This is a genomic window from Actinoplanes sp. NPDC049265 (genome assembly GCF_043197135.1).
In the GTDB taxonomy this organism is placed as follows: domain Bacteria; phylum Actinomycetota; class Actinomycetes; order Mycobacteriales; family Micromonosporaceae; genus Actinoplanes.
The window spans coordinates 119,729-138,130 of the sequence record NZ_JBICSP010000020.1; the positions used below are offsets into that span (position 1 = coordinate 119,729).

Below are 18,402 nucleotides of genomic sequence, written 5' to 3' on the forward strand. Positions count from 1 at the left end.
CCCGCCGAGAGAGATGGTTACTGTGCCACCGGCACGATGCTGACCGTCTTGCGGCCGCGCTTGATGCCGAACTGCACGTTGCCCTGCGCCAGCGCGAACAGTGTGTCGTCGCCACCGCGGCCGACCAGGTCGCCCGGGTGGAACTTGGTGCCGCGCTGCCGGACGATGATCTCGCCGGCGTTCACCAGCTGGCCGCCGAAGCGCTTGACACCGAGCCGCTGGGCGGCGGAGTCACGGCCGTTGCGCGAGCTGGACGCACCCTTTTTGTGAGCCATGGCTGCTGCCCCTACTTCCCGGTGGAGATGCCGGTCACCTTGACGCGGGTCAGCGGCTGACGGTGACCCTGGCGCTTGTGGTAGCCGGTCTTGTTCTTGAACTTGTGGATCCGGATCTTCGGACCCTTGGTGTGCTCGGCGATCTCGCCGGACACCGTCACCTTGGCAAGCTTGGCCGCATCGGTCACCAGATCGTCACCGTCGACGAGGAGGAGCGGAGCGAGCGTCAGCGAGTCGCCGGGAACACCCGCGAGCTTCTCGACCTCGATCACGTCGCCCTCGGCAACCTTGTACTGCTTGCCGCCGGTCTTGACGATCGCGTACATCGGACGCGGACTCCCTGACACTTGCGCAGCCCAGGTTTGCGCTGCTTGGCGGATGGTGCTCATCCCGGCGCCCGTCAGGGCCGCACAGGAAGATGGCGCTTGGAAAAGCGCCGTTGATTAGCGTACTTCATCGGCGTGCCCACTCCCAAACCGGGGTGTCACGACCGGCCGCAGGCCTTGTCCAGCTTACCGCTCAGCTCGCCCAGCTGGCCGGCATCGAGCTGACGCACGTCACCCTTGAGCGCGGTGACCTCCTTGCCCATCCCGGCCAGCGCCTTTTTGAGGTCGGAGTCGGCGGCGAGCCTGGAGAGGTCGGTGAGCGCGAACGAGAAGTTCTGCACGTCCCGCTTGGTCTTCTGCTCGACCTCGGCCTTCTGCTTCGCATTCTGGGCCGAGTCGATCAGCGCCTTGAGGTCCTGGCTGAACGTGGCGCCGAAGCTGGTGGTGAGCTTGTCGGCCTGGGCGCAGATGGCCTTGGTGTCCTGCGACAGCTTGGCGTCACCGGACGTGTCCGCCGGGGCCGTGGAGCTGGGCGGCGGCACGGTGGCCGAGGCGCCCGGCGCCGGAATGGTGGCCGGCGCGGCCGTCTTCCCGCCGGCCGGCCCGGTCGAGCAGGCGGCCAGCGGCAGGAGCAGGAGCAGGAGGACCAGGCGTCGCATCGGGGGATAGTAACCGACGTCGATGGCGATGACGGCTCGGCAGTTAACTTTCTTTACCGAACCGCCATCCCCACATCGATCAGGGGCGCGTACGCCGCCGGGTTCCCCCGCGACGCGACCGCCGACGGCCCGCGCCGGCACCCACCGGCTCGTCGTCGTCATCCTCGTCGTCCTCGCCGGCCGCGTCCGGGTCGTCGGAACCAGCCAGCGGCCCCGAACCGTTCGCCTCGAACCGCGACAGGTCGTACCCGCTCATGTCGTAGTCGTCGTCGCTCTCATTCGTGGTCAGCACCGGCCGCGCGCCGATGATGCCCGACCCGGCCACCGGCGCCACGGGTGCCACCGGCGGCGCCTCCACCGGCTCGGCCACCGGCTCGACGACCGTCTCGAAGACCGGCGCCTCGACCTCGACCGCGACCTCGGCCACCGGCTCCTCCGCCGGTGCGGGCTCGGCGTTGCGGCCGCGCCGGCGCGACGACTTGGTCGGCGTGGTGGGCGCCGCCGCCACCGCCTTGACCTGGTTGACCACGCCGGACGAGCGCTTCTCGGGCACCGGCTCGGTGTGGATCATGACGCCGCGGCCCTTGCAGTGGTCGCAGGTCTCGCTGAACGCCTCCAGCAGGCCGGCGCCGATCCGCTTGCGGGTCATCTGCACCAGGCCCAGCGAGGTGATCTCGGTGACCTGGTGCTTGGTCCGGTCCCGGCCCAGGCACTCGGTCAGCCGGCGCAACACCAGCTCCCGGTTGCTCTCCAGCACCATGTCGATGAAGTCGATCACCACGATGCCGCCCAGGTCACGCAGCCGCAGCTGGCGCACGATCTCCTCGGCCGCCTCCAGGTTGTTGCGAGTGACCGTCTCCTCCAGGTTGCCGCCGGCCCCGGTGTACTTACCGGTGTTCACGTCGACCACGGTCATCGCCTCGGTGCGGTCGATCACCAGGTGACCGCCGGAGGGCAGGAAGACCTTGCGGTCCAGGCCCTTGAGGATCTGCTCGTCGATGCGCTTGTCGGCGAAGATGTCGCTGGCCCCGGCGTGCCGGTGCAGCCGCTCGACCAGGTCGGGCGAGACGCTGTTGAGGTAGTTCTCGATCTCGCCGTAGGCCTGGTCACCTTGGACCACAAGCTCGTTGAAGTCCTCGTTGAACAGGTCACGGACCACCCGGATGACCAGGTCGGGCTCCTCGGACAGCGCCGCCGGGGCGTGCCCCTGCGCGGCCTTGGCCTGGATGTCCTCCCACTGCGCCTGCAACCGCTTGACGTCGCGGGCCAGCTCGTCCTCGCTGGCCCCCTCGGCCGCGGTCCGCACGATCACGCCCGCGCCGTCCGGCACCAGCTTCTTCAGCACGTCGCGGAGGCGCTTGCGCTCGGTGTCCGGCAGCTTGCGGCTGATCCCCGAGGCATTCCCATTGGGTACGTAGACCAGGTGCCGCCCCGACAACGCGATATGGCTCGACAGCCGCGCGCCCTTGTGCCCGATCGGGTCCTTGGTCACCTGCACCAGCACCGAGTCACCGGAGCGCAGCGCCTGCTCGATCGAGCGGGCCCGCCCTTCCAGCCCGGTGGCGTCCCAGTTGACCTCGCCGGCGTAGAGCACGGCGTTACGCCCCCGGCCGACGTCCACGAACGCCGCCTCCATGCTGGGCAGCACGTTCTGGACCTTGCCGAGGTAGACGTTGCCGACCATGGTGCCGGAGGTGGACCGGGACACGTAGTGCTCGACCAGCACCCCGTCCTCGAGCACGGCGATCTGGGTCCGGTCCGGCTTCTGGCGCACGACCATGACCCGGTCGACCGCCTCCCGCCGGGCCAGGAACTCCGACTCGCTCAGGATCGGCGGCCGGGTGCGGCGCTGCTCGCGGCCGTCCCGGCGGCGCTGGCGCTTGGCCTCGAGCCGGGTCGAACCGGAGACGCCCTGCACCTCGTCGCTGCGCCGGGGCTCGCGGACCCGGACCACGGTGTGCACGCCGTCCTCGACGCCGCCGGTGTCGTCGCTGCCACCGGCGCCCTTCCGGCGGCGACGGCGGCGACGCCGGGTGACCCCGTCGCCCTCCTCGTCGTCCTCGCCCTCGGGCTCACTCTCGCCGGCGTCCGCGGCGACGGGCTCGCCGTCCTCACCCTCGTCGTTCTCGTCGGCCGGGCCCTTGCCGCGGCCACGGCCACGGCGGCCCCGGCGACGACGCCGGCGACCGGTGCCCGACTCGTCGTCCTCGGTGTCATCGTCGGCGGCGTCGTCCTCGACGTCGTCGGCGCTCTCGTCGACCTCTTCCAGCGCGGGCAGCTCGGCGACGACGGGGGCCTCGGCCTCGGCCGGCGCCTCCTCGGCCGCACCCCGGCGCCGGCGGCGGCTGCTGCGGCGCGGGGCCTCCTCGACCGGTTCCTCCTCGGCGGCGCGGCCCACCGGCGAACCGGCCTCGACACCCGCCTCGGGGGCCTCGGCCTCGGCGGCCGGGACGGCCTTCTTGCGGCTGCGGCGCGCGGGGGCGGGCGGCTCCTCCTGAGCCTCCGGCGGCATGAAGAGCACGACCGGGGGCAGGGCGGCACCACGCTTGCGGGGCGCGGGCTTCTCCTCGACCAGCTCGTCGTCCAGCGGGACGACGACGATCGACTCCTCGTCCTCGTCCGCGACCGGCGTCTCGTCCTCCGCGATCGCCTGCGCGGGCGGTATGGCCAGCTCAGGGATCGGCTCGGCGGGCGGCGGGGCGGCCTTCTTGCGCGCACGGGTCCGCTTCACCGGCTTCTCGGCGGCGGGCGCCGGCACACCGGCCACCTCATCGACCGGCGAGTCAGCGGCCGAAGCCGGCGAATCGGCGGCCGAAGCCGGGGGTTCCGCCGCCGCGGCGGGTGCCGCTTTCTTCCGGGCGCGGCGGGCCCGGACCGGAGCCTCGGTCGCGGCCACCTCGATGGCCGCACCGGGCTCGTCCGCCGGGGGTGCCGCCGGAGGAGCGGCCTTCTTCCTCGCTCGAGTCCGTCGCGCCGGAGCCGCGGTCTCGTTACTCTCGGTGGCCTCCGCAGGCTGAGGTGTGACCTCGCCCTCGTCCCCACCCTGTGGCTCGTTATCGAGCATGGGCGCTCTCCAGTTCTGGCGGCCCCGGGCGCGTGTGAGCGCTGCCACGCAGGGTCGCCGCAAGTTTTTCGGGCCCGTCCGCCGCGGTGGCGGTCGAGTCGACCGAAGTCTCCGACGGACGCCAGCCGAATCGGCTAACGCCCTCCGATGGGTTCGTCCTCGCGATCCGCGTCCAACGGATCAACAAATTCCCCGTGCGCGGTGAGTGAACCCTGGGCCAGCCGCGTCGCTCGAGGCGGCGCCGGCGGCTCCAGACCGGCCACCACGCGTAGACCGGACAGGACGTCATCGGGTCGGACGGCGGGCGTGACCTGCCGTACGACAAGGTCGAGTATCGCACACGGCGACGCGGCGGCCCCGGAAGGTGCGGCAGGTTCGTCGATCACCGTGCCGGAAGTCACCGCCACCCGCGCGTCGAACGTCCGCCGGCCCTGCTTCGTCATGCGCTCGACCTGCACTTCCGGAGCGCTCATGAACCGTTGCAGAGCGTCCGCGGCCACCGCCGGCTCGACGCCCGGAAGCTCCAGGCGCCAGCGGGAGGCGTCGATCCGGTCGGCCAGGCTGGTCCCCTCGCGGGCGATCACCGCGTCGAGCACGTCGAGCCCGGGCGACAACGCCGCGTCCAGGGCGGCCCGGAGCTCGGCCGGGTCGACCGGGGCCTGCAGGCCGATCTCCAGGTATTCGGCCTCGCTGCCGACGCCGGTGGGCGCGGCCGAGGCGTACGAAATCTTGGGGTGGGGGTGGAAACCCTGGGAGAAGGCGATGGGTACGGCGGCCCGGCGCAACGCCCGCTCGAACGCGCGGGCGAAGTCACGGTGTGACGTGAAACGCAGCGGGCCGCGCTTGGCGTACCGGATCCTGATTCTCTGTACGACCGGCGCCTGACCGCCGACCGGCTGGTTCTTGGGGATGGCTCTGCTCCAATACGCTGGTTTCGGCGGTTGACTCTCCGCGCCGTCCGGAGGGCCAGGCGCCGGTATTACGCTGGTTTTGGCGGTTGATTCTCCGCGCCGTCCGGAGGACCAGGCGCCGGTATTACGCTGGTTTTGGCGGTTGATTCTCCGCGCCGTCCGGAGGACCAGGCGCCGGTATTACGCTGGTTTTGGGCGGTTGATTCTCCGCGCCGTCCGGAGGACCAGGCGCCGGTGGCCGGCACAGAATTTCTCCATCTTCGCACTGTCGTTGAACGGCGCATGAAGGCACTCGTCCTGGCCGGTGGCCGGGGTACCCGGTTGCGTCCCCTGACCAACACCTCGGCCAAGCAGCTCGTACCCGTCGCCAACAAGCCGGTGATCTTCTACGGCCTGGAGGCGATCCGGGCGGCCGGGATCACCGACGTCGGGATCATCGTCGGCGACACCGGTGACGAGGTACGCGCGGCGATCGGCGACGGCGGCCGGTTCGGCATCCGGGTCACCTACATCCCGCAGGAGGCGCCGCTCGGCCTCGCTCACTGCGTACTCATCGCCCGTGATTTTCTCGGCGACGACGACTTCGTCATGTACCTCGGCGACAACTTCCTGGTCGGCGGCATCCAGGAGCTGGTGTCGGCCTTCCGCGCCGGCGACTACAGCGCGCAGATCCTGCTCACCCCGGTCGACGACCCCGGTTCGTACGGCGTGGCCGAACTCGGTCGCAGCGGGCAGATCGTCGGCCTGGCCGAGAAGCCCGACGACCCCGCGTCCGACCTGGCCATCGTCGGCGTCTACATGTTCACCGCGGCGGTGCACGACGCGGTCCGGGCGATCCGGCCGTCGGCCCGCGGCGAGCTGGAGATCACCGACGCCCTGCAGTGGCTGATCGATCACGGCCACCACGTGCACTCGCACCTGATCACCGGCTACTGGAAGGACACCGGCCGGGTCCGGGACATGCTCGAATGCAACCGGATCGTGCTGGAGTCGATCGAGACCAGCATCGGCGGCTCGGTCGACGACCGCACCGAGGTCACCGGCCGGGTGGTGATCGAGCCGGGCGCCGTGGTCGAGGGCTCGGTGCTGCGCGGTCCGGTCGTGGTCGGCGCCGACACCAAGATCGTCGGCTCGTACCTGGGGCCGTTCACCTCGATCGGCGCCGGCTGCGTGGTCGAGGACGCCGAGATCGAGTACTCGATCGTGATGAGCGACTCGACGGTGCGCGGGGTGTCCCGGATCGAGGCGTCGCTGATCGGCCGGGGCGTCGAGGTGACGCCCGCGCGGAAGGCGCCCAACACCCACCAGCTGGTCATCGGCGACCACAGCACGGTCCGGCTGCGCGGATGAGGGCGCTGGTCACCGGCGGCGCCGGCTTCATCGGTTCCCGGTTCGTCCGCGACCTGCTCGCCGAGGGTGCGCGGGTCACGGTTCTGGACAGGCTGACGTACGCCGGGAATCTCGCGAATCTCGAAGGCTGCGACCGGCACACCTTCGTCCGCGGCGACATCGCCGACCCGCACCTGCTCGCCTCGGTGCTGCCCGGCCACGACGTCGTGGTCAACTTCGCGGCCGAAACGCACGTGGACCGGTCGATCGCCGACCCGACGGCCTTCCTGCGCACCAATGTGCTGGGCGTGCAGACCCTGCTGGACGCCGCCCGCGCCGCCGGCGTGACGACGTTCGTCCAGATCAGCACGGACGAGGTGTACGGGTCGATCGAGCGCGGTTCGTGGCCGGAGACCGATCCGCTGCGGCCCAACTCGCCGTACGCCGCGGCCAAGGCCGGCGCCGACCTGCTGTGCCTGGCCTACCACCGCACCTACGGCATGGACGTGCGGATCACCCGCTGCTCGAACAACTACGGGCCGCGCCAGCACCCCGAGAAGCTGATCCCCCACTTCGTGACGCGGCTGCTCACCGGCCGCACGGTCCCGCTCTACGGCGACGGCGGCAACGTGCGCGACTGGCTGCACGTCGCCGACCACTGCCGGGGCGTCCGCGCGGTGCTGGCCAAGGGTTCGCCGGGCGAGGTCTACAACATCGGTGGCGGCACCGAACTGACCAACGTCGAGATGACCCGGCTGCTGCTGGACGCGTGCGGCGCCGACTGGTCCCGGGTCGAGCGGGTGCCCGACCGCCCCGGCCACGACCGCCGCTACGCCGTCGACTACACCAAGATCCAATCTTTGGGGTACGCCCCTGAGGTCGCTTTCACCGAGGGCTTGGCGGCGACGGTGGCGTGGTACCGCGACCATCCGCGGTGGTGGGCCGAAACGCCCACAGCCGCCCCGCCTGGTAGTTGATCAGCGGCCCGAGCAGCATGATCACCGCCTGCGCGAGCAGCACGTGCAGCCCCGCCAGCTCGACCAGCGCCCACAGCCCCCCGATCCCGAACAGCAGCGACCACAGGCACAGGGCATAGAAGCGCAGAAAGCCGGCCAGCACCGGCCCACCGGTCTGGAACACCAGGCACCGATACACCGGATAGGTGACGACCGCGCACAACGTCCCGGTCACCACCGCCAGCACCAGGTAGGGCACAACCCGCCCCAACGCCAGCCACCCCGCCGCGAACACCGCGTAATAGAGCACCGCGCTGAACCCGCCGGCGGCCAGATAGCGCACCCGCCGGTCGTCGACCAGCCGCCGCACCACCGAAGTCTTCACCGTGGGCGGTGGGCGCGCAGCATCAGCGAGACACCGGGCAGGCGCTGGACCGGCAGGTAGCGTTCGGCGACCACCGCCGCGCGAAGGGCCGCGTTCACCGGCGCCGGCGGCAGGGTGAGCTCGTTGCCGGTGGCTCGCCTGCGGGTGGCCGCCACAACCGGGCGGAGCAGCACGTTCCAGCTCCACAGTTCGTCGATCTCCAGCCCCGCCTTCCGCACCACGCGGCGGAGCCCGTCCCGGTCGTATCGCCGGAAATGCTGACTGGCGACGTCGTGCGCCGACCACAACCGCATGTCGCAGGGGACGGTGACCAGCACCGTCCCGCCCGGCCTCAGCACCCGCCGAATCTCGGCCAGCGCCAGATAGTCGTCCTCGATGTGCTCGATCACGTCGAACGCGGTGACCAGATCGACCGAGCCACCCGCCACGGGCAGGCCGGTGGCGTCGCCCCGCACCACGATCAGCCCCCGCCCGGCCGCCACCCGGGCACCGTCCGCGCTGTATTCCACCGCGACCGGCCGCCACCCGTGCCGCCGCAGCACCCGCGTGTTCCCGCCGCCCGCCGCCCCGATGTCGAGGGCGGACCCCGGTGCACCGTCCCGTTCCAGCCCACGCAGCCAGCGGGCCAAGATGCTCCGCCGCTCCCGGAACCACCAGTGCCGATCCTCTACGTCGGCCAGCCGATGAATATCACTCGCATCCAAGCGAAGTCCTCCTCGAGTCCCTACGTCCTCAACGCCACCCACCCCGTCCACGTCGTTGCCCCCGCCCCAACCCCAGTGGTGGGCGGGGCGGTCAGGAGGGGACGTAGACGGTGTAGCCGGCGGTTTCGCGGGGCGGGGCCAGCCGCCGGTAGCCGGTGCCACAGTCGCCCAGCATCGCGCGGTCGGCCGGGACCATCGGGCGGTTGAGGATCAGCAGGGGGCGGCGGTCCAGGGTGGAGCAGGCGGCACGGATGCCGGCGGCGGTGCGGGGGCGGTTGGCCGGGTCGTACCATCCTTCGCCCACGGTGCGGCCACCCAGGAGGAAGACCAGGCCGGGCATCTTGTCCAGGGCGATGATCGGGCGGCCGGGTGGGTCCAGATAGGGCGCGAGGCGAGCACGCAAGGTGGCGTAACGCCGGGCGCTGACCGGGTCGAGCCGCAGGGACGCGAGTTCGGGCACGCCGGGGACGGGGGCGGTGGCCTGGGTGTTGGGGCGGCCACGGTAGGGGTGCAGCCAGGAACCACCGACCCCGATGCCGGACGAGGCGACCAGGCCACCCGCGATCACCGCGGCGAGCAGGGTCCGGGGGGCTCGGCCGGCGGGCGGCCCGCTGGTCAGGGCGGCGATGAGGATGGCGACCCAGATGGCCAGGGCGTTGATGGAGATCTTGAGTGGAGCGTTGGAGGTGCCGAAGGCGTAGGCGAGCGGGACCACGGCGAGCAGGGCCAGGAACAGGCGGTCGCCGCGGATGGTGAGGAGCCCGGCCAGCGCGATGGCCACGGCGGGGGCGAGGAAGTGTTCGGCGTTGGCCGATCCGCCGCCGAGGCCGCCGGCGGTCGCGGTGTGCCAGGCGGCCTGGGCGAAACCGGCCACACCGAGCGCGATCAGCACTCCGGAAAGGACCCGGCCGCGCCTTTGCTCTGAGCACAGATACGCATCGGCGGCACCGGTACGGGCGGCCGGGATCGGCACGGGGCCCGAGGCCGGGAGGGACGCGGGGTCCGGAGCCGGACGCGGGGCCAGGCGCGCAGCAAGGGACCGGGCGGGACGGGACGGGAGGCAGGCAGCAAGAAGTCGGGCGGGACGGGACGCGAGGCGGGCGGCCGGGAGTGGAGCGGGGCGGGGCGCGGGGCGGAGGTGGGTCAAGGCGGCCAGGGCGAGCAGGAACAGGCCGTAGTGGTGGGCCACCTCGATCAGGGTGGGGCGGGTGGTGGTCCAGTAACGCTCCAGGAGGACGGGCACGGCGAAGCTGGAGGCGGCCAGGAGGCGGTTGACCTCGATCAGGGGAGGCAGGGCCACGTTCAGGGGCACGATCAGCACGTGCACCAGCGCCGCCGCTGTGGCGAAGCCGCCCATGCACCAACCGGCCGCCCGCAGGAGATGAGGAAACCCGTACCGGAAAAGAACGACGACCACCGCGAGAAGTACGGGGAGCATGACCGACACCGCGGCCCATTTGGTCAGCAGGACGGGCACGGCCAGCACGCCCAGCGCGAACGACGGCCAGGTCCGCGGGCCGAGCACGCAGACGACGGCCAGCCCGAGCATTGCCCCGAGCAGGACCACGTCGTTGTACCCGGGGGTGGCCGGCAGCCAGCTGTAGGTGACCCCACCGGCGGCGAGGATCGCGGTCGCCCCGGCGGCCTCCCACAGGCGGGTCGGCGGGGCGGACGGGCGCCGGCGTCGCAGCCAGGCCATGAACGCCCGGCCGAACAGCAGGTGCGCGCCGGCGATGGTGCCGACGCGGACCAGGCGCAGGGCGGCGACGTCGTGGCCGAGCAGGTCGAACACCGGGCCGTAGAGGTAGGCGACGCCGGTGAAGTTGCGGTGGTCGATCGCCCACCAGCGGTACGAGAGCAGGTAGAAGCCCTCGTCGGTGAGGTCGTATCCGCGGCCGGCGGCGAGCGCGGCGGCGGTGATCCACACGACGGCCACGGCACCGCAGAACGCCAGGGCCAGGGCGGGGCCGCGCCGGGAGCGACGTACGGGGGCGACCGGGGGCGCGGTGGCCGCGAGGGTGGTCGTCATGGCGCCGACCGTACCTGACACAAATGGGTAGATAGGATAGCGCAGTGGACATCTCGGTCGTGATCCCCTGTTACCGGTCGGCCGAGACGCTGCCGCCGCTGGTCGAGCGGCTCGCCGCGATAACCACCGACGGCCGCAAAGAAATACTGCTCGTGGTCGACGGCGGCGACCGGGCCACCTGGGCGGCCGCCAGCCGGCTCGACCGGCGGCACGACGAAGTCCGCGCGATGCGCCTCAGCCGCAACTACGGCCAGCACAACGCGCTGGTCGCGGGCATACGCGAGGCCCGGCACGAGGTCGTGGTGACGATGGACGACGACCTCCAGCACCGCCCGGAGGAGATCGGCACCCTGCTGGCCGCCCTCACCCCGGACGTCGACCTGGTCTACGGCGTGGCCGCCGAGGAGGAGCACGGCGCCGCCCGCAGCCTCGCCTCCCGGCTGGCCAAGTCGGGGTTGGAGCGGCTGCTCCGCGTCCCGGGCGCCCGGCAGCTGAGCGCGTTCCGCGCCTTCCGCACCTTCCTCCGCGACGGCTTCACCGAGCTGCGCGGCCCGCACGCCTGCCTGGACGTGGCCCTGTCCTGGGGCACGACCAGCGTGACCTCGGTGACGGTACGCATGGACGAGCGCGAGCACGGCCGCTCCGGTTACACCCTGCGCATGCTCCTGCGTCACACGCTGAACATGGTGCTCGGCTACTCGGCCGCGCCGTTGCGCCTGGTGACGTATCTGGGCTTCCTGGTCGGGCTGATCGGCGTGCTGCTGCTGGGCCGGGTGCTGTGGCTGTATTTCACGGGCGAGACGACGGTGGCCGGCTTCACCACTGTCGCGTCGATGGTGGCGTTGTTCTCGGCCGCGCAGATGATCGCGGTCGGGGTGCTGGGCGAGTACATCGGCCGTATTCACGCCAACGGGCTCGGCCTACCGACCTACGTCGTGCGACCGGCCGAACCGGACCCGGAAGCGCCGCAGGGGAAGCAGGTCACGGCCGCCGTCGTCGGTCAGCGCGTCGACGCGTAGCAGGCCGCTGCCGCACACCACGGTCGGCCGGCCATCCCTCAGGAAGATCACTTTCCCGGGGGTACGGTTGGCCACCACCACGTCCGGCTCGGCGGTCACGTCGTGGATCCGCACCGGCTGCCCGTCGAGGAGAGACCGCGCCCCGGCGTAGGGCGGACCGACCGCGTAGACGAAGTCCCGCAACCACGACGCCGGCCGCGACCAGTCCATCTCGTAGTCGGCGTCGTCCCGCCACAGGCTGTAGGACGCGAGGTCGTCGTCCTGCGGTGTGGCGGTGAGCCGTTCTCCGGCCGCGATCCGCTGCCCGAGGTCGGCCGCGAGCACGGCGTAGGCCCGGGCCATCAGGTCGACGGCGGTGGCGATCCGCATCGGACGCGGTCGCAGCGACACCCGCACCTGGCCGAGGATGTCGCCGCGGTCGTATTCGCCGGTGGCCAGCAGCGCGGTCACGCCGCTCTCGGCGTCCCCGGCGAGCAGGGCCGTGACCAGCGGGTTGAAGCCGCGGTAGCGCGGCAGGAGCGAATCATGAAAGGCGATGAGGGTACGCCCGGGAAGCTCCGGAATCATCCACCGCCACCCGGCGGCCAGCGCATAGGGTGCGGCCGGCACCTCGTCGCCACGGTCCAGGAACGGCACACCCCGCTCAGCGCAGCGTTCCGACAGCTGACGGTAGGAGTCGTCGGTCGTTCCGGGATCACGCGCCGAGACAACCGCCCGGACCAGGCTGGGGTCGAGGGCGTCGAAGACCGCGACCCCCTTGGCGGTCATGGCATAGAGAACGATCATGCGGGGACCGCGACCGACGAGATCACCCGGTCGACGTCGGAGGGGGTCAGGCCGGCCCAGAGCGGCAGCCGCACCAGCCGGTCGGCCACGTCGGACGTCACCGGGCAGCCGCCCGGCCCGGTCCGACCAAGTCGCTCCCCCGCCGGAGCGTCGTGCAGCGGCTGATAGTGGAACGTCGCCTGCACCCCGCGGCCGCGCAGGTGCGCGATCAGCTCCTGCCGCGCCGCCAGGTCGGGCATCAGCAGGTAGTACAGGTGGGCCGGATGGCCGGGCGGCATCGAGAAACCGAAGGCGGCGGCGTACGCGTCGAAAACCTCGTGCCGGGCCCGCTGGATCTCCCCGAACGCCTCCAGCTGGGCGGTCAGCGCCGCCGCCAGCAGGTCGGACAGCAGATAGCTGGACCCGATGTCCATCCACCGGTACTTGTCGACCTGGCCGCGGAAGAACCGGCTGCGGTCGGTGCCTTTTTCGCGGATGATCTCCGCCCGTTCGACCAGGGACGGATCGTTGATCAGCAACGCGCCGCCCTCGCCGCAGGACACGTTCTTGGTGGCGTGGAAGCTCTGCGTGGCCAGCGCGCCGAAGCTGCCCAGCGGTCGCCCCCGGTAGCTGCCACCGAGCCCGTGCGCGTTGTCCTCGACCACGGCCAGGCCGTAGCGCCCGGCCACGGCCAGGATGGTGTCCATGGCGCAGGCCACGCCGGCGTAGTGGACGACCACGATCGCCCGGGTACGCGGCGTCACCGCCGCCTCGACCAGGTTCTCGTCCAGGTTGAGGGTGTCCGGCCGACAGTCCACGAAGACGGGCACGGCGCCGCGCAGGGCGAACGCGTTGGCGGTGGACACGAACGTGAACGACGGCATGATCACCTCGTCGCCCGGTTTCAGGTCGAGCAGCAGCGCGCACAGTTCCAGGGCATGCGTGCACGAGGTGGTCAGCAGCGCGTGCGCGGCACCGGTGAGCGACTCGACCAGTGCGGTGGCCCGGCGGGTGAAGGGGCCGTCGCCGGAGGTGTGCCCGGAGGCGGCCGCCTCGGCCAGGTAGTCGAGCTCGCGCGGCGCGCGGTACGGACGGTTGAACGGGATCTGCACGTCCCGTTCAACCGTCCGGGGGCGTCAATGGGTGTGCGCGGGAACCTTCAGACCATTTACCGGGGTGAGCGGCAGCAGTTTCTTGCCGGTCGGCCCGATCTGGATCTCGGTGTCCATGGACGGGCAGACGCCACAGTCGAAGCAAGGCGTCCAGCGGCAGTCGTCCTGCTCGTACTCGCTCTTCGAGTCTTGCCAGTCCTGCCAGAGCCAGTCCTTGTCGAGCCCGGAGTCGAGGTGGTCCCAGGGCAGCACCTCGAGCTGCTCGCGCTCGCGGGTGGTGAACCAGTCGAGGTCGACGCCGAAGCCGGGCAGCACCTCGGCGCACGCCTCGACCCACCGCGAGTACGAGAAGTGCTCGGACCAGCCGTCGAACCGGCCGCCCTTGTCCCACACCCGCTTGATCACCGCGCCGACCCGCCGGTCGCCGCGGGACAGCAGGCCCTCGATCAGCGAGGGCTCACCGTCGTGGTAGCGGTAGCCGATGGCCCGGCCCAGCGACCGGTCCGAGTTGATCTCCTGCTTGAGCATCTTGAGCCGGTTGTCGATCACCTCGGGGCGCTCCATCGGCGCCCACTGGAACGGGGTGTGCGGCTTGGGCACGAACCCGCCGATGGAGACCGTGCAGCGGATGTCCTTGGTGCCGGCGGCAGCCCGGCCGGCCTTGATCACCTCGTGGGCCATCCGGCCGATCTGCAGCACGTCCTCGTCGGTCTCGGTCGGCAGGCCGCACATGAAGTACAGCTTGACCTGCCGCCAGCCGTTCGAGTACGCGGTGACGACGGTCCGGATCAGGTCTTCCTCGGTCACCATCTTGTTGATGACCTTGCGGATCCGTTCCGAGCCGCCCTCGGGCGCGAAGGTGAGGCCGGTGCGGCGCCCGTTGCGGGACAGCTCCTGGGCCAGGTCGATGTTGAACGCGTCGACCCGGGTCGACGGCAGCGACAGCGAGACGTTGGTGTCGGCGTACTGCTCGGCCAGGCCGGAGCACATGTCGCCGATCTCGGAGTGGTCGGCGCTGGACAGCGAGAGCAGGCCGACCTCGGAGAAGCCGGAGAACTCCAGGCCCTCCTTGACCATCTGGCCGACCGTGGTGATCGACCGCTCGCGCACCGGGCGGGTGATCATGCCGGCCTGGCAGAAGCGGCAGCCGCGCGTACACCCCCGGAAGATCTCCACCGCGTAGCGCTCGTGCACGGTCTCGGCCAGCGGGACCAGCGGCTTTTTCGGGTAGGGCCACGCGTCGAGGTCCATCGTGGTGCGCTTGTGCACCCGGAACGGCACGTCCGGCCGGTTGGGCACGACCCGCTGGATCCGGCCGTCGGGCAGGTAGTCGACGTCGTAGAAGCGAGGGACATAGATGCTTTCGGTACGCGCCAGACGCAGCAGAAGCTCGTCACGCCCGCCGGGACTGCCCTCGGCCTTCCACTCCCGGATGATCCCGGTGATCTCGAGCACCGCCTCCTCGCCGTCGCCCAGCACGGCGGCGTCGATGAAGTCGGCGATCGGTTCCGGGTTGAAGCTGGCGTGCCCTCCGGCCAGCACGATCGGGTGTGACTCGTCGCGGTCGGCGGCCATCATCGGGATCTGCGCCAGGTCGAGCGCGGAGAGCAGGTTGGTGTAGCCCAGCTCGGTGGCGAACGAGACACCGAGCACGTCGAAGGCATGAACCGGGCGGTGGGCGTCGACCGTGAACTGCGGGACGCCGGCTTCCTTCATCAGCGCCTCGAGGTCGGGCCAGACCGCGTAGGTGCGCTCGGCCAGCACGTCGGGCTGCTCGTTGAGCACCTCGTAGAGGATCTGGACGCCCTGGTTGGGCAGCCCGACCTCGTAGGCGTCGGGGTACATCAGCGCCCAGCGGACCGTGGTGGCGTCCCAGTCCTTGACGACGGCGCCGAGCTCGCCACCCACGTACTGGATCGGCTTGCTGACCCGGGGTAGCAGCTGCTCGAGCTGTGGGAACACGGAAGTGACGCTCATGGGGATCCAGGGTACGCGTCGACCTGTCTCAGATTCGTTCCCGGGGCGCCTCCACCGCGACTGAATCCCGGACAGGTCGTGCTAAGCGCCGAGTTCGGCCGCGGCCTTGTCCAGATCGGCGGCCAGCAGGTCGTCGCGGAAGGCGCACAGCTGGAGCGTCATCCGCACCGGACCGGCGTCACCGACGATCAGCCGGATCGCCCGGCCGCGCTCGTCCATGTCCCCGACGATGAAGTCGAGCAGCCGCACCCCGGCGCTGTCCAGGAACGAGACCTGGGTCAGGTCGAGCAGGACCGGGGCGTCGGCGCCCACGTAGTTGACGAAAGCCCGGCCGATCTCCGGCGCGGTGGCCAGGTCGAGTTCGCCGGTGATCGAGACGACAAAGGCCGGACCGCGGCGGTACGCGGAGACGAACTTGCCGGCTTCGAAGTTCACGAGTCATCCCTCCGGGAGCGTCGCATGGTGACCACCGTGCCGTTGCTCCGGTCGAACGACACATGATCCATTACCTGCCGGATCAGCTGCAGACCGCGTCCCCGCGCCACGTCGGTGCGGGCCGGCCGCCACACGCCCCGGTCGGCCACGACCACCTCGACCGCGTCGTCGGAGATCGTCGCGGACACCTCGACCCGCCCGAACGGGTCGTCCCGGTAGCCGTGCTCGATCGCGTTGGCCACCGCTTCCGAGCAGGCCAGCAGGACACCCTGGACGCTTTCCTCGGGCAGCCCGTGCGAGACCAGCCAGCCGCGCATCTCCTTGCGCAGCAGTGCAATCTGCATCGGATCAGCGCCGATGGAACGCTCCAGGCGCTCGTCGGTGCCCAGCGTCAAGCAGAGCAGGCACACGTCGTCGGTGTGGTCGGAGCCGACCATCAGATCGGCGAACCCGGCGGCCAGCCCGGCCGTGGGCGCGTCGCGGCGGCGGGCCCACTCGCGGGCCATCGTGTCCAGGCCGCGGTCGATCGGGCGGTTGCGCCGCTCCACCAGGCCGTCGGTGTAGAGGAGCAGGCGGGTGCCCGAGGCCAGCTTGACCTTCTCCTCGATCCGTTCGCGCTTGCCCGCCCGGGATCCGAGCGGCGCCGATCGGGCGCCCATCAGGTAGCGGGCCGGGCTGGCCGGTTCGTGCACCAGCGGCGGCAGGTGGCCGGCGCAGGCGTAGGTCAGGACGTTGGTGGCCAGGTTGATCTCGCAATAGGCGACGGTGGCCATCCGGGCCTGGATCACCCGGTCGACGAACCGGTCCAGCTTCTTGAGCACCTTGGCCGGTCCGGCCTCGGCCGAGGCGACCGCCCGGATCGCGCTGCGCAGCTGACCCATCGTGGCGGCGGCGTCGATGCCCCGGCCGACCACGTCGCCGACCGCGACCACCAGTTTGTCCGGCGAGACCATGAACGAGTCGAACCAGTCGCCGCCGACCTCGAGTCCCTGCGCCCCGGCGTGGTAGTGGGTCTCGACCACGAAACGCGGGTCCTGCGGCGCCGTCCCGGCCAGCAGGCTGCGCTGCAGCGTACGGGCGACCGCCCGCTCCTGCTCGTAGAGCCGCGCGTTCTCCAGCGCCAGGGCGGCCCGGGCGGCCAGCGCGGTGAGGAATCCCGACTCGGCCAGGGCGCGGCGAGCGCCCTCCATGCGCAGGGCCAGCGTGCCGAGCACCCGTCCGCGGGTTGTCAGCGGCAGCACCGCGATGCCGTCGGCGTCGGCGTCGGCGGCCGGCCACAGCGCCTCGCCACTGGTCGTGACCCCCTCGATCTGCGCGGCGATGAGCTCGGGGTCCGGCGCCGGGCCACCCGCCTCGGCCAGCAACCCGGGCGGCCCGCCGATCTGCAGGCGCACCGAGGCCCACTCGGCGATCTCCGGCACCAGCCGTTCGACCAGCCGATGGGCCCGGGCGGTGAGCCGGTTCTCCTCGTCCATCTCGCGGGTGACGCCGGCCAGGAACGTGGCCCGCTGCTCGCGCAGCCGCACCGCGTCGTAGAGCCGGGCCCGGTCGAGCGCCTGCCCGCCCTGCTGACCGAGCAGCCGGACCACGCGCAGTTCGCCGTCGTTGAGCACGCGCGGCTCGGTGAAGCTGAACGCGAGCACGCCGCGCACCTCGATGCCGTCGCCGGCCGGTCCGGCGGTCAGCGGGAGCAGCACGACCAGCGTCCGTCCGGCCGCGCGCATGGCGTCGCCGAGCCCGTCCGGTTCGGCGCCGGCCTCGGCGGGGTCGGCGATCACCCGCAGGACGCCACGGCGGGCCACCTCGGCCGCGGCCGCCGCGGTCACGCCCGGGTCGATCGCCGACACCGCGGTCAGGTCGTCGCCCGCGGTGCCGCTGACCCACACGCCGGCGCTGGTCGCGCCGAAGGCCGGGCCGGGCGCGCGGACCAGGGCCTGTGCGACCTCGGTCTCGGTGGGTGCGGCGGCCAGGTCGGCGACGATCTCCTGGAGTACGCGCACCCGGCGCTCGGAGTCCTCGGCGGCGCGGCGGGCGGCCAGCAGTTCGCGTTCGTACCCGCGACGCTCGGTGGCGTTGAAGATCGTGGTCCGGATCAGCCGGGGCAGTCCGTCCGCGTCCCGGCTGAGCGTGGAGTTGACCAGGGTGGGCAGCCGGCGACCGTCGGCACAGATCAGGTCGAACGCCACCTCGTGCACGTCGGCCTGCATCCGCAGCAACGGCGCGTAGTGCGTCTCGTGGTAGATCTGGCCGCCCGAGCTCAGCAGGTCACGGAACCGCCGTCGTCCGATCAGTTCGGTGCGGACATAGCCGGTCCAGGCGAGGAAGGTCTCATTGACCTTGACGATGGTGCCGTCGGGAGTCGTGGTCAGATATCCGCACGGGGCGTGCTCATACAACTCGCCGGGATCCTCCTCCCACGGCACGCGTAGGTCCTGAGTCACGTCCCTCTCACTCAT

At 71.5% G+C, this 18,402-nt stretch carries 16 protein-coding genes; 3 read left to right on the forward strand and 13 right to left on the reverse strand.

Features of this window, described 5'->3' with window-relative positions:
* Positions 1-17: 17 nt before the first annotated feature.
* The 5 genes from rpmA to ACGFIO_RS35610 all read right to left on the reverse strand — a co-directional run bounded on the left by rpmA (position 18) and on the right by ACGFIO_RS35610 (position 5,181).
* Complete coding sequence (gene rpmA, locus ACGFIO_RS35590) at positions 18-275, reverse strand: 50S ribosomal protein L27 (protein ID WP_392833470.1); 258 nt, start codon at positions 273-275, stop codon at positions 18-20.
* 11 nt (positions 276-286) lie between these two features.
* Positions 287-601, reverse strand: a complete 315-nt coding sequence (rplU, locus tag ACGFIO_RS35595; protein ID WP_392833557.1) for a 50S ribosomal protein L21 — start codon at positions 599-601, stop codon at positions 287-289.
* A gap of 158 nt (positions 602-759) precedes the next feature.
* Positions 760-1,260: a hypothetical protein gene (locus ACGFIO_RS35600; RefSeq protein WP_392833471.1), complete on the reverse strand. Its 501-nt coding sequence runs from the start codon at positions 1,258-1,260 to the stop codon at positions 760-762.
* 79 nt (positions 1,261-1,339) lie between these two features.
* Positions 1,340-4,324 (reverse strand): Rne/Rng family ribonuclease, encoded by a 2,985-nt coding sequence (locus ACGFIO_RS35605; protein ID WP_392833474.1) that lies wholly within the window; start codon positions 4,322-4,324, stop codon positions 1,340-1,342.
* Between the two features lie 134 nt (positions 4,325-4,458).
* Positions 4,459-5,181, reverse strand: coding sequence for a TIGR03936 family radical SAM-associated protein (locus ACGFIO_RS35610; protein WP_392833558.1), 723 nt, complete (start codon positions 5,179-5,181; stop codon positions 4,459-4,461).
* 336 nt (positions 5,182-5,517) lie between these two features.
* Between ACGFIO_RS35610 and ACGFIO_RS35615 the strand changes: the two genes are divergently transcribed.
* Positions 5,518-6,585: a glucose-1-phosphate thymidylyltransferase gene (locus ACGFIO_RS35615; protein WP_392833477.1), complete on the forward strand. Its 1,068-nt coding sequence runs from the start codon at positions 5,518-5,520 to the stop codon at positions 6,583-6,585.
* A complete protein-coding gene (gene rfbB / locus ACGFIO_RS35620) occupies positions 6,582-7,541 on the forward strand; it encodes a dTDP-glucose 4,6-dehydratase (protein WP_392833480.1) in 960 nt (319 codons plus the stop codon). Before ACGFIO_RS35615 ends, rfbB begins: the two co-directional genes overlap by 4 nt.
* Here rfbB and ACGFIO_RS35625 read toward each other — a convergent pair.
* The 3 genes from ACGFIO_RS35625 to ACGFIO_RS35635 all read right to left on the reverse strand — a co-directional run bounded on the left by ACGFIO_RS35625 (position 7,450) and on the right by ACGFIO_RS35635 (position 10,638).
* Complete coding sequence (locus ACGFIO_RS35625) at positions 7,450-7,905, reverse strand: GtrA family protein (RefSeq protein WP_392833483.1); 456 nt, start codon at positions 7,903-7,905, stop codon at positions 7,450-7,452. The genes rfbB and ACGFIO_RS35625 overlap by 92 nt on opposite strands.
* A complete protein-coding gene (locus tag ACGFIO_RS35630) occupies positions 7,902-8,609 on the reverse strand; it encodes a class I SAM-dependent methyltransferase (protein ID WP_392833486.1) in 708 nt (235 codons plus the stop codon). Before ACGFIO_RS35630 ends, ACGFIO_RS35625 begins: the two co-directional genes overlap by 4 nt.
* Positions 8,610-8,700: 91 nt before the next feature.
* The gene (locus ACGFIO_RS35635) at positions 8,701-10,638 is read right to left on the reverse strand and encodes a hypothetical protein (protein ID WP_392833489.1); all 1,938 of its coding nucleotides are present in this window, start codon (positions 10,636-10,638) and stop codon (positions 8,701-8,703) included.
* Positions 10,639-10,682: 44 nt separating this feature from the next.
* Here ACGFIO_RS35635 and ACGFIO_RS35640 point away from each other — a divergent pair, with 44 nt between their 5' ends.
* Positions 10,683-11,657: a glycosyltransferase family 2 protein gene (locus ACGFIO_RS35640; protein ID WP_392833492.1), complete on the forward strand. Its 975-nt coding sequence runs from the start codon at positions 10,683-10,685 to the stop codon at positions 11,655-11,657.
* Here ACGFIO_RS35640 and ACGFIO_RS35645 read toward each other — a convergent pair.
* The 5 genes from ACGFIO_RS35645 to ACGFIO_RS35665 form a co-directional block, all read right to left on the reverse strand.
* A complete protein-coding gene (locus ACGFIO_RS35645) occupies positions 11,559-12,443 on the reverse strand; it encodes a methionyl-tRNA formyltransferase (RefSeq protein WP_392833494.1) in 885 nt (294 codons plus the stop codon). The genes ACGFIO_RS35640 and ACGFIO_RS35645 overlap by 99 nt on opposite strands.
* Positions 12,440-13,534: a dTDP-4-amino-4,6-dideoxygalactose transaminase gene (rffA, locus tag ACGFIO_RS35650; RefSeq protein WP_392833497.1), complete on the reverse strand. Its 1,095-nt coding sequence runs from the start codon at positions 13,532-13,534 to the stop codon at positions 12,440-12,442. Before rffA ends, ACGFIO_RS35645 begins: the two co-directional genes overlap by 4 nt.
* Before the next feature lie 24 nt (positions 13,535-13,558).
* On the reverse strand, positions 13,559-15,511 hold the full coding sequence (locus tag ACGFIO_RS35655; RefSeq protein WP_392833499.1) for a TIGR03960 family B12-binding radical SAM protein: 1,953 nt from the start codon (positions 15,509-15,511) through the stop codon (positions 13,559-13,561).
* A gap of 81 nt (positions 15,512-15,592) precedes the next feature.
* Positions 15,593-15,946, reverse strand: a complete 354-nt coding sequence (locus ACGFIO_RS35660) for an STAS domain-containing protein (RefSeq protein ID WP_392833502.1) — start codon at positions 15,944-15,946, stop codon at positions 15,593-15,595.
* Positions 15,943-18,402, reverse strand: a complete 2,460-nt coding sequence (locus tag ACGFIO_RS35665; protein ID WP_392833505.1) for a SpoIIE family protein phosphatase — start codon at positions 18,400-18,402, stop codon at positions 15,943-15,945. Before ACGFIO_RS35665 ends, ACGFIO_RS35660 begins: the two co-directional genes overlap by 4 nt.

Bases quoted from the DNA above. Each gene is read 5' to 3' on its own strand.
- rpmA (WP_392833470.1), bottom strand. From the start codon at position 275: ATGGCTCACAAAAAGGGTGCGTCCAGCTCGCGCAACGGCCGTGACTCC.
- rplU (WP_392833557.1), bottom strand. From the start codon at position 601: ATGTACGCGATCGTCAAGACCGGCGGCAAGCAGTACAAGGTTGCCGAG.
- ACGFIO_RS35600 (WP_392833471.1), bottom strand. From the start codon at position 1,260: ATGCGACGCCTGGTCCTCCTGCTCCTGCTCCTGCCGCTGGCCGCCTGC.
- ACGFIO_RS35605 (WP_392833474.1), bottom strand. From the start codon at position 4,324: ATGCTCGATAACGAGCCACAGGGTGGGGACGAGGGCGAGGTCACACCT.
- ACGFIO_RS35615 (WP_392833477.1), top strand. From the start codon at position 5,518: ATGAAGGCACTCGTCCTGGCCGGTGGCCGGGGTACCCGGTTGCGTCCC.
- rfbB (WP_392833480.1), top strand. From the start codon at position 6,582: ATGAGGGCGCTGGTCACCGGCGGCGCCGGCTTCATCGGTTCCCGGTTC.
- ACGFIO_RS35635 (WP_392833489.1), bottom strand. From the start codon at position 10,638: ATGACGACCACCCTCGCGGCCACCGCGCCCCCGGTCGCCCCCGTACGT.
- ACGFIO_RS35645 (WP_392833494.1), bottom strand. From the start codon at position 12,443: ATGATCGTTCTCTATGCCATGACCGCCAAGGGGGTCGCGGTCTTCGAC.
- ACGFIO_RS35655 (WP_392833499.1), bottom strand. From the start codon at position 15,511: ATGAGCGTCACTTCCGTGTTCCCACAGCTCGAGCAGCTGCTACCCCGG.
- ACGFIO_RS35665 (WP_392833505.1), bottom strand. From the start codon at position 18,402: ATGAGTGAGAGGGACGTGACTCAGGACCTACGCGTGCCGTGGGAGGAG.